The sequence below is a fragment of the Mesorhizobium sp. M7A.F.Ca.MR.362.00.0.0 genome, assembly GCF_004023175.1.
Taxonomy (GTDB): domain Bacteria; phylum Pseudomonadota; class Alphaproteobacteria; order Rhizobiales; family Rhizobiaceae; genus Mesorhizobium.
In genome coordinates, this window is record NZ_RZTF01000212.1 from 269 (window position 1) to 9,098 (window position 8,830).

Annotated in this window: 9 protein-coding genes; 2 read left to right on the forward strand and 7 right to left on the reverse strand. The window is 60.7% G+C overall.

The window, feature by feature from the left end; genetic code table 11:
• Positions 1–121: 121 nt before the first annotated feature.
• The 6 genes from EOC06_RS23025 to EOC06_RS23050 all read right to left on the reverse strand — a co-directional run bounded on the left by EOC06_RS23025 (position 122) and on the right by EOC06_RS23050 (position 5,515).
• Positions 122–490, reverse strand: coding sequence for a hypothetical protein (locus EOC06_RS23025; RefSeq protein ID WP_127269365.1), 369 nt, complete (start codon positions 488–490; stop codon positions 122–124).
• A gap of 195 nt (positions 491–685) precedes the next feature.
• Positions 686–2,293, reverse strand: coding sequence for a carboxyl transferase domain-containing protein (locus EOC06_RS23030; RefSeq protein WP_128308867.1), 1,608 nt, complete (start codon positions 2,291–2,293; stop codon positions 686–688).
• A 9-nt stretch (positions 2,294–2,302) separates the two neighbouring features.
• A complete protein-coding gene (locus EOC06_RS23035; protein ID WP_164898699.1) occupies positions 2,303–3,130 on the reverse strand; it encodes a DUF1444 family protein in 828 nt (275 codons plus the stop codon).
• Positions 3,131–3,290: 160 nt separating this feature from the next.
• A complete protein-coding gene (locus EOC06_RS23040; protein WP_128308869.1) occupies positions 3,291–4,454 on the reverse strand; it encodes an isovaleryl-CoA dehydrogenase in 1,164 nt (387 codons plus the stop codon).
• A gap of 66 nt (positions 4,455–4,520) precedes the next feature.
• The gene (locus EOC06_RS23045; protein ID WP_127321262.1) at positions 4,521–5,171 is read right to left on the reverse strand and encodes a TetR/AcrR family transcriptional regulator; all 651 of its coding nucleotides are present in this window, start codon (positions 5,169–5,171) and stop codon (positions 4,521–4,523) included.
• 59 nt (positions 5,172–5,230) lie between these two features.
• On the reverse strand, positions 5,231–5,515 hold the full coding sequence (locus tag EOC06_RS23050) for an acylphosphatase (protein ID WP_128308870.1): 285 nt from the start codon (positions 5,513–5,515) through the stop codon (positions 5,231–5,233).
• Positions 5,516–5,676: 161 nt separating this feature from the next.
• On the opposite strand from EOC06_RS23050, the gene EOC06_RS23055 reads away from it, so the two are divergent.
• The gene (locus tag EOC06_RS23055; RefSeq protein ID WP_128308871.1) at positions 5,677–6,669 is read left to right on the forward strand and encodes a helix-turn-helix domain-containing GNAT family N-acetyltransferase; all 993 of its coding nucleotides are present in this window, start codon (positions 5,677–5,679) and stop codon (positions 6,667–6,669) included.
• A 36-nt stretch (positions 6,670–6,705) separates the two neighbouring features.
• Here EOC06_RS23055 and EOC06_RS23060 read toward each other — a convergent pair whose 3' ends face one another.
• Entirely contained in the window at positions 6,706–7,818 is a 1,113-nt protein-coding gene (locus EOC06_RS23060) for a pyridoxal phosphate-dependent aminotransferase (RefSeq protein ID WP_128308872.1), read from the reverse strand.
• A 120-nt stretch (positions 7,819–7,938) separates the two neighbouring features.
• Between EOC06_RS23060 and EOC06_RS43265 the strand changes: the two genes are divergently transcribed.
• On the forward strand, positions 7,939–8,830 hold an 892-nt coding region (locus tag EOC06_RS43265), incomplete at its 3' end, for a lipopolysaccharide assembly protein LapB (RefSeq protein ID WP_245469938.1).

Sequence of the window (8,830 nt, forward strand, 5' to 3'; positions counted from 1 at the left end):
CCCCCCACGTGGGGGAGATGTCCGGCAGGGCAGAGGGGGGTACTGTCCCGTGAGCCATTCCAGCCCTCGGCGTAGAGCACTCCCTTACCAAGGGAGTGCTCTACCTTGCGGTCGGTAGTATCTATTTCGATGACGAGATTGCGCAGCCGCCACTCGCGGTCTTGAGCTTCCACCGTGTCAAGCCGGCTTGGCAATTGCGCAGCGCCGTCTCTTCCGCCGCCTTCTGGGACGGCGCGTTGAGCTTCGTCCCGCAGACAATGTAGAGGTCGACGACACGCGAATAAAAGGTTGTAGCGTAGGCCGAATGACCGCTCGCCGCGACATAACCCTTGTAGGCAACGTTGCATTCGCCCGAACCCAAGGTCGGCGGAAAACGCACGTCTCCCTTGCGTCCTGCGAGCGATTCCGCCGAGCCGGCGTCGGTCGCCGTTAATATTAGAAATACAGAAAGTATCGAAGCAGCCGTTCCCTGGCAATATTTCAGTTTCATTTCCAGCCCGTCCCCATTGCCCCATGCAGGATAAGCAGTAACGAATATTTTGCCTCGCCGCCAGTTCACTGTTTGAGAATCGAAGCCGCCTATGCTGATGAATCGATTGGTCCATACAGTTCAGCCTTTTCGCACGGCAGCAACGGCCTGCCGGTATAGTTCCGCCGTTTTTCCGTCGAAGTTGACCGTCCATTCTCACATCCGAAACACGCCGAAGCGCGTGTCCTCGATTTCGGCGTTGAGCGCAGCGGACAGGCTGAGCGCCAGCACGTCGCGGGTCTTCGCAGGGTCGATGATGCCGTCGTCCCAGAGGCGTGCGGACGAATAGAGCGGATGGCCCTCATGCCCGTATTTCATCAGGATCGGCTTCTTGAATTTCGCCTCCTCCTCGGCGCTCCATTCCCCGCCCTTGCGCTCGATGCCTTCGCGCTTGACCATGGCAAGCACCGTTGCCGCCTGTTCGCCGCCCATCACCGAGATGCGGGCGTTCGGCCACATCCACAGGAAGCGCGGCGAATAGGCGCGGCCGCACATGCCGTAATTGCCGGCACCGAACGAACCGCCGATGATGACAGTCATCTTCGGCACCTTGGCGGTGGCAACCGCCATCACCAGCTTGGCGCCATCCTTGGCGATACCGCCTGCTTCATATTTTCGACCGACCATGAAGCCGGTGATGTTCTGCAGGAAGACCAATGGAATCTTGCGCTGGCAGCACAGTTCGATGAAGTGCGCGCCCTTCAGCGCGCTTTCGGAAAACAGCACGCCGTTGTTGGTGATGATGCCGACCGGCATGCCATGCAGATGGGCAAAGCCGGTGATCAGCGTGGTGCCGTAATTCTGCTTGAACTCGTCGAATTCGGAACCGTCGACGATGCGCGCGATCACCTCGCGGACGTCATAGGGCTGGCGCAGGTCAGTAGGCACGATGCCGTACAGTTCATCCGCGGGATGAAGCGGCGGAATCGATTTCTGTAAGTTCAGACTTACAGTCTTGTTCCGATTCAGGTTTTTGACGATGCGTCGGCAAATGGCGAGCGCATGGTTGTCGTCGAGTGCATAGTGGTCGGCAACACCGGAAAGCCGCGTGTGCACATCGGCGCCGCCGAGATCCTCGGCGCTGACGTCTTCACCAGTGGCCGCTTTCACCAGCGGCGGACCGCCGAGGAAGATGGTCGCCTGGTTGCGCACCATGATCGTCTCGTCGGACATCGCCGGCACATACGCTCCGCCCGCCGTGCAGGAACCCATGACGCAGGCGATCTGCGGAATGCCTGCGGCGGACATGTTGGCCTGGTTGTAGAAGATGCGGCCGAAATGCTCACGGTCGGGAAACACCTCATCCTGGTTGGGCAGGTTGGCGCCGCCGCTGTCGACGAGGTAGATGCAAGGCAGATTGTTCTGCAGCGCGATCTCCTGCGCCCGCAAATGCTTCTTCACGGTCAGCGGATAGTAGGTGCCGCCCTTCACCGTGGCGTCGTTGACGACGACCATGACTTCGGTGCCTTCGACGCGGCCGATGCCGGCGATCAGGCCGGCCGAAGAGATCTCCTCGCCATACATCGACCATGCCGCGAACTGGCCGATCTCGAGGAAGGGCGAGCCGGTGTCGAGCAACTGGGCGAGACGCTCCCGCGGCAACAGCTTGCCGCGCGAAACATGCCGCTCGCGCGCTTCCTCCGAGCCGCCGCGCTCGACGGTTGCAGCCTTCTCCGCAATGTCGGCGACCAGCGCCCGCATGCGCTCGGCATTGGCACGGAAGGTTTCGGAGGAGGGGGAGATCTGGGTTTGCAATGGAGCCATGTCCAACCCCTACATCTGCGCCAGGAGTTTGCCGTTGCGGCGTTCGTAAATCTTGTCGGACAGCAGATTGAAACCGTCCTTGAACGTAACGTCTATCATCTGCCTGGCCGCGCTTTGGGCTTGCGGATTGCCTGCATCGAAGACGAACAACTGGTCTCGGCGTGGCAGAGCGAACAAAACATCGCCAGGAAACTGTGGTTTGATTGACAACCAGAAATCGTCAACAAGTATAAGGCTTGTGGACAACATAGTATTGCCGTCGACATAATACAGGCACGCTAACGCGGCTTCTCCGTCGGAGACAATTCTAGGAAGCCATTTCTTTACGTTGTCCAGCGCAACGACCCGCAAATCCGAAAGCGCCCGACCTGGGAAGTCTTTTGGTGCCACGGGTGACACCGAATCCGGAAGGTCGACCATATAGACAACCGAGATCTCACCAACCAGCGGTTCATACAACAAATCCAAACCCATCGATTTGAGGTGCTCGACATATTGCTGGGTCCGGATCACCGCGATGAGATTTTCTTCGCTCGCCTTGGTCGGTCGCGTTTCGGTGAGGCTTCGGACAAGTCTGTCTATAGCCGCATCAGCGTCCTCGTCGGGGTATGAGTTTAAGTAGCCGAACACGTTTGTGACGTCGGGCGTCACTTCCACGCCGCCGATTTTTGCACTGATCTTTGCGGGATCCGATGGGTCTACGATAGCGCTATCGACACCCGGCTGCCGTTTGAGTGCGGCGATTACGAGCCCTCTGAATTCCGCAATGTCAGAGAAGCGCCGCTTCTGCGCCTTGGCTTGTCCGAGAAAGCCCGCAATTGAGGAAAACAAAGCCATCGCAAATATTCCCCGCCTTGTGATTGGATGCGCCAATGAGAGGATCATCTATGGCCCTGCTTATCTCTCAATACTCGCAAAACTACAGCCTCCCACGAGATGGGTGTTTGACGTGTCAAGCAATCCGCAGTCCGGCACACTTGCATTCCCTTGCTAGGCATCACATCCCCTCGGCCATGATCTCGCGGCCGATCAGCCAGCGGCGGATTTCGCTTGTGCCGGCGCCGATCTCGTAGAGCTTGGCGTCGCGCAACAGGCGGCCGGTCGGATAGTCGTTGATATAGCCGTTGCCGCCAAGCAGCTGGATGGCGTCCAGCGCCATCAGCGTCGCCTTCTCGGCGGCAAACAGCACGCAGCCGGCGGCGTCCTTGCGTGTCGTCTGGCCGCGGTCGCAGGCGGCGGCAACGGCATAGACATAGGCGCGCGCGGCATTCATCACCGTGTACATGTCGGCCAGCTTGCCTTGCACCAGCTGGAACTCGCCGATCGCTTGGCCGAACTGCTTGCGCTCATGCACATAGGGGATCGCCACGTCGAGGCACGCCGCCATCAGGCCGATCGGGCCGCCGGCAAGCACCGTGCGCTCATAGTCTAGGCCAGACATCAGCACTTCGACGCCGCGCCCTTCCTCATGCAGCACGTTGTCGAAGGGCACCTCAACATTTTCGAACACGAGCTCGCCGGTGTTGGAGCCGCGCATGCCGAGCTTGTCGAGTTTCTGCGCCACGGAAAATCCGGCCATTGCTTTCTCGACGATGAAGGCGGTGATGCCGCGCGATTTCAGGTCCGGGTCGGTCTTGGCGTAGACGACCAGGGTCTCGGCGTCAGGCCCGTTGGTGATCCACATCTTGGTGCCGTTGAGCACGTAGCGGTCGTTGCGCTTTTCGGCACGCAGCTTGAGCGAGACGACGTCCGAGCCGGCGCCGGGTTCCGACATCGCCAGCGCGCCGACCCGCTCGCCCGAGCACAGTGGCGGCAGGAATTTTCCCTTCTGCGCTGGCGTTCCCCAGCGGTTGATCTGGTTGACGCAGAGATTGGAATGAGCACCATAGGAGAGGCCGACCGAGGCCGAAGCGCGCGAGATTTCCTCGACGGCGATCACATGCGCGAGATAGCCCATGCCGCTGCCGCCGAAATCGGGATCGGCCGTGATGCCGAGCAGGCCGAGCGCACCGAGTTCACCCCACAGATGCGCCGGAAATTCGTTCGAGCGATCGATGTCGGCGGCGATCGGAGCGATCCGGTCCTGGGCGAAGCGCCGCACCAAGTCGCGCAGCGCCTCGATCTCCTCGTCATGCCCGAAGCTGAGTGTGTTCGTGTACATGCCGTTCCTCCCTGCGCATGACCGCGAAAATCGACTTTGATTTTCGGAAAGGGATCATGCGCAAAATCAAAATGCTACAGCGTCCTTTGCGCGTCCGAAGGGACGCGCGGCGCTGTAGGTGCCGATCCTCGCGCCAACCAGGCGCATTGTCATTGAAAGATATGTCGCCGTGACTTCGGCGATCGATAGCCGCTCGCCCGGCCGAAACCAGACGATGACGCCGGTCATCATCTGGATCAGCGCCATCGCCGTCAGTCCGGTGTCGTCGATGCTGAAGGTGCCCGTCTCGGCGCCATCGCGTAAAATAGTGCGCAGTTCCTTTTCGTAGGCAGTGCGCATGCGCAGGATCTGCGTCAGCCGTTCGGGCGACAGGCTGCGCAATTCCATGTTCGACACATGCGTGGCGTGCCGTCGCTCGATATGAAAGGCGATGTGATTGCGCACATAGGCCGAGAGCAGTTGGGCCGAATCTGCGTCCGCCGGGCGGGCTGCTTCCCATGCTGTGGCCAGACCCTCCATGTGCTCGCGCATCAGCGTGAACAGAAGCTCTTCCTTGGTTGGAAAATAGCGGTAGAGCGCGGCCGCCTGGACGCCGACCTCGGCGGCAAGCTGGCGCATCGACATTGCTTCGTAGCCAAACCGCGCGATGAGGTTGACCGCCGCCCCACGGATGGTCGCTTCGGTCTTTTCGCCATCGGATCCGGTCGTGCGCGCCATGTCAGCTCCTCTGTGGAGCGATAATAAAACGAACGTTCGATTAATTCAAGGCGGCGCGCTCAGGCAATGATCCGGAACCCGACAAGAACGTGTTGTGTTGCCAAGTCCTCGACGTCGACCCTGGAGACCGAAGCCCCGGCCGGCCCTTTCCAGAGGCGCTCGATCATTATCGAGACCGCCTCATCGAGCCCAGCGATCTGGGCCGTTACAGACCCATCCGCCTCATTGCGGACCCAGCCCGCAAGGCCAAGGCTCGTGGCCTGATCCCGAGCCCAGGCCCTGAAGCCGACGCCTTGCACATTGCCGTAGACCCGCGTCAGCACTTCCCTGCGACGATCAGCCATGAATCTCTCCAAGCCTGTCTCGTTTTGAATCTGGCGCGTGGCGTGAGGAATGCAACCTGGGAACTGCGCGCGGGCGCAATGGCTGGCCTCGCAGGCTCGAAAATTTAATTGACTCCGTCCACTAATTTTGGAAAATACGGCTGCCTCAGGAGTGGCTGCGGATGTTGGACGAACGCAACGCATTGGTGGCCGATGTCAGGCGCTTCAATCGCTTCTACACGCGCACCGTCGGCCTTCTCGACGAGACGCTGACACAAAGTGCATTCACTTTGACCGAGGCACGCGTGCTGTTCGAACTGGGTCACCGCAGCAACCCGGCTTCCGCCGAAATCGCCGGGGAGCGAGGTTTCCTGGCTGAGGCTTTTCGGCTGGAGAATGGCCCGGCGGCCTCCGAAATATCAAGACAGTTGCGTGTCGATGCCGCCTATCTGACGCGAATCCTGCGCAAGTTCGCGGGCCAGGGGCTGACCGAGGCCAGAACGGACCCGGCTGATCGGCGCCGAAGGGTCCTCTCGCTGACCTCACGGGGCGAGGCAGCGCTTGCCAGACTGCAGGCGGCGGCCGATCGGGACACGGCGCGGCTGATCGAAAGCGTTCCCGACGACAGGTTGCATGAACTGCGCAGCGCCTTGCGCAAGGCGGGGGAATTGCTGGGCGATCCCACCCGTGACAGCAGCGAGGTGACGTTGCGGCCGCATCGCGTCGGCGATGTCGGCTGGGTCGTGCAGCGCCAGGCCCAACTCTATGCCGAGGAATATGGCTGGACGATCGAGTTCGAGGCCATGCTCGCCGAGATCGGCGCCGATTTCATTCGCAATTTCGTGCCCGGCCGCGATTTCTGCTGGATCGCAGAGCGCGGTGGTGAGCCGGTCGGCGCGGTGTTCCTGGTTCATCAGGACGACGAAATGGCCAAGCTGAGAATGCTGCATGTCGAGGCGTCGGCGCGCGGCCTCGGCATCGGCAAACGACTGGTCGCGGAATGCGTGAACCAGGCCCGGGCTTGCGGCTACACCAAGCTGGTGCTGTGGACCAACGACATCCTCGTCGCCGCGCGCGCGATCTACGAACGTGCCGGCTTCAGGCTGGTCTCGCAGGAGCACCACCACAGCTTCGGCAAGGATCTGACCGGCCAGACCTGGGAAATGAATTTGTAGCGTGCCTTGTGATTCTGGCTTGCCTACAACCGGATACTAGTTTCCCCGCGCTGCCGCCAAAGCGCCCGGAAGTTCATCGGCGAAGATGTCGAGTTCATGGTCGAGGCCGACGCTGACGCGGATGCAGCGATCGAGCCGTGGCACCATGGGCTTGCGGATGAAGACGTCGCGTGACAGCAGACCTTGCAGAACTTTCAGCGCGAAAGCGCCATCGCCGCAGCAATCGATGGTGACGAAATTGGTCGCCGATGCCAGTGGCTTCAACCCGTTCGCTTCGGCAATGCCGGCGATGCGTCGGCGACCGGCCGCGACCCGCGCCACCACGCTTTGCAGATAGTCCTGATCGGCGAGCGCCTCGACGCCGGCGATCTGCGCCATGCGGCTGACGCCATAATGGTTGCGGATCTTCTCGAAGTCGCGGATCACCTGGGCCTCGGCGATCGCATAGCCGCAGCGTATGCCCGCCAGCCCGTAAGCCTTCGAGAAGGTGCGCATGCGGATGACGTTTGGCCTGGAGATATCGATCGGCGCCATCGCCGAGGCCGGCCCGAGTTCGCCATAGGCCTCGTCGAGCACCAGCATGGTGGTTTGCGGCAGCGCCTCGATGAAGCGGATGATCTCGCTCGCGTCCCACCAGCTGCCCATTGGATTGTCGGGGTTGGAGAGATAGACCAGCGGGGCCTTGTCCTTGCGCACCGCCGCCAGCAGGCCATCCAGGCTTTCCCGGTCGTTCTCGTAAGGGACCGTCACCAGCCGCCCGCCGACACCGGCAATGTGGAAGTTGAAGGTCGGGTAGGCGCCGAGCGACGTAACCACCGCGTCACCAGGCGCGACATACATGCGTGCCACCAGGCTGAGCAGGCCATCTATGCCTTCGCCGACAACGACGTTCTCGGCCTTTACGCCGTGATGCGCGGCCACCGCCACCTTCAGATCGAAATTGTCGGGATCGCAATACATCCACATGTCGCCGGCGATCTCGGCCATGCGGGCGATGACGCGCGGCGAGGGACCAAAGCTGCTCTCATTGGCGCCGATGCGGGCGCGGAAAGCGCGGCCACGCTCGCGCTCCTGCGCTTCGGGGCCGACAAACGGCACCGTCGAAGGAAGCGCTGCGATGAGCGGCATGAGGGGAGGGCGCTGGTGCATGGTGGAAGCTCGCTTGAAAAAGGGCCTTCTTGCTAGCGTGGCCGACTTGGCCGTGCAAGCACCCGGCGGTCCGCAATCGTAACGCTGGATTCCTGCGTATCTTTTTGCTAGCGAGACGCAATGAACAATCGTCTGCCGCCTGCCTGGTCCAAGCACCTGAAGGTCCAAACCGGACCGAAACCCAAATTCCCGCAACCGAATCTTCCGAAAGCGAATTCGCTTTCGCGTGCGCAGGCCGACGAGGCGTTGCTGCAGCAGGCATATCAGTTTCAGCAAGTCAAACGGCTCGGCGAAGCTCAGGACTTATGCCTGCAAGTTCTGGCGCGTACGCCCAACCATCCACTTGCCCTGTATATCTTGGGGACCGTGTGCCTGGGCTACGACGATGAGGCGGCCTTGCGATATTTCGCGCGGGCGGCGGGTGAGGAGCCAAAAAACCCCTACTACCACCTTGGGCTTGCGTCGGCCTATGTGAAGGTCAGCGAATATTCGCCAGCAATCAGACATATGCAGTACGCCTTGGAGTTGCAGCCAGATCTTATCGAAGCACTTTGTGCATTGGGGGACGCTTATATCGACTTTGACAAACCCGAGATGGCTTTGCCGCTTTATGAGAAGGCACTAAAAATAAACCGGGATCATCCAAAGGTGCGGATCGGACTGGCTCGCGCGCTCACCAGCGTGGGACGGATGGTTGAAGCTGCCGCCTATCTTCAGGAGGCAATCGAACGTCGTATCAAGGTGCCGGCGGCGTACAATGACCTGGTACAGACACAAAAATTCACCGAAGAGCCTAAGGAGCTCAAAGCCATTCTTGGCGAACTTGGAAATCCGAAGCTTGAACCGGATGGTGCCGAGAACCTTCATCTGGCGGCGGGCAAGGTGCTGAATGACCTCAAACGCTATAAGGATGCATTCGACCATTTCAACAAGTCGAAACAGGCATCAGGCCGCAACTTCGATATCGACCAATACCGTCGCTGGATAGACTCACTGATTGCGACCTTCACGC

Excerpts from the sequence above, each read along its gene's own strand:
- EOC06_RS23025 (WP_127269365.1), bottom strand. The coding sequence starts at position 490 with ATGAAACTGAAATATTGCCAGGGAACGGCTGCTTCGATACTTTCTGTA.
- EOC06_RS23030 (WP_128308867.1), bottom strand. The coding sequence starts at position 2,293 with ATGGCTCCATTGCAAACCCAGATCTCCCCCTCCTCCGAAACCTTCCGT.
- EOC06_RS23035 (WP_164898699.1), bottom strand. The coding sequence starts at position 3,130 with ATGGCTTTGTTTTCCTCAATTGCGGGCTTTCTCGGACAAGCCAAGGCG.
- EOC06_RS23040 (WP_128308869.1), bottom strand. The coding sequence starts at position 4,454 with ATGTACACGAACACACTCAGCTTCGGGCATGACGAGGAGATCGAGGCG.
- EOC06_RS23045 (WP_127321262.1), bottom strand. The coding sequence starts at position 5,171 with ATGGCGCGCACGACCGGATCCGATGGCGAAAAGACCGAAGCGACCATC.
- EOC06_RS23050 (WP_128308870.1), bottom strand. The coding sequence starts at position 5,515 with ATGGCTGATCGTCGCAGGGAAGTGCTGACGCGGGTCTACGGCAATGTG.
- EOC06_RS23055 (WP_128308871.1), top strand. The coding sequence starts at position 5,677 with ATGTTGGACGAACGCAACGCATTGGTGGCCGATGTCAGGCGCTTCAAT.
- EOC06_RS23060 (WP_128308872.1), bottom strand. The coding sequence starts at position 7,818 with ATGCACCAGCGCCCTCCCCTCATGCCGCTCATCGCAGCGCTTCCTTCG.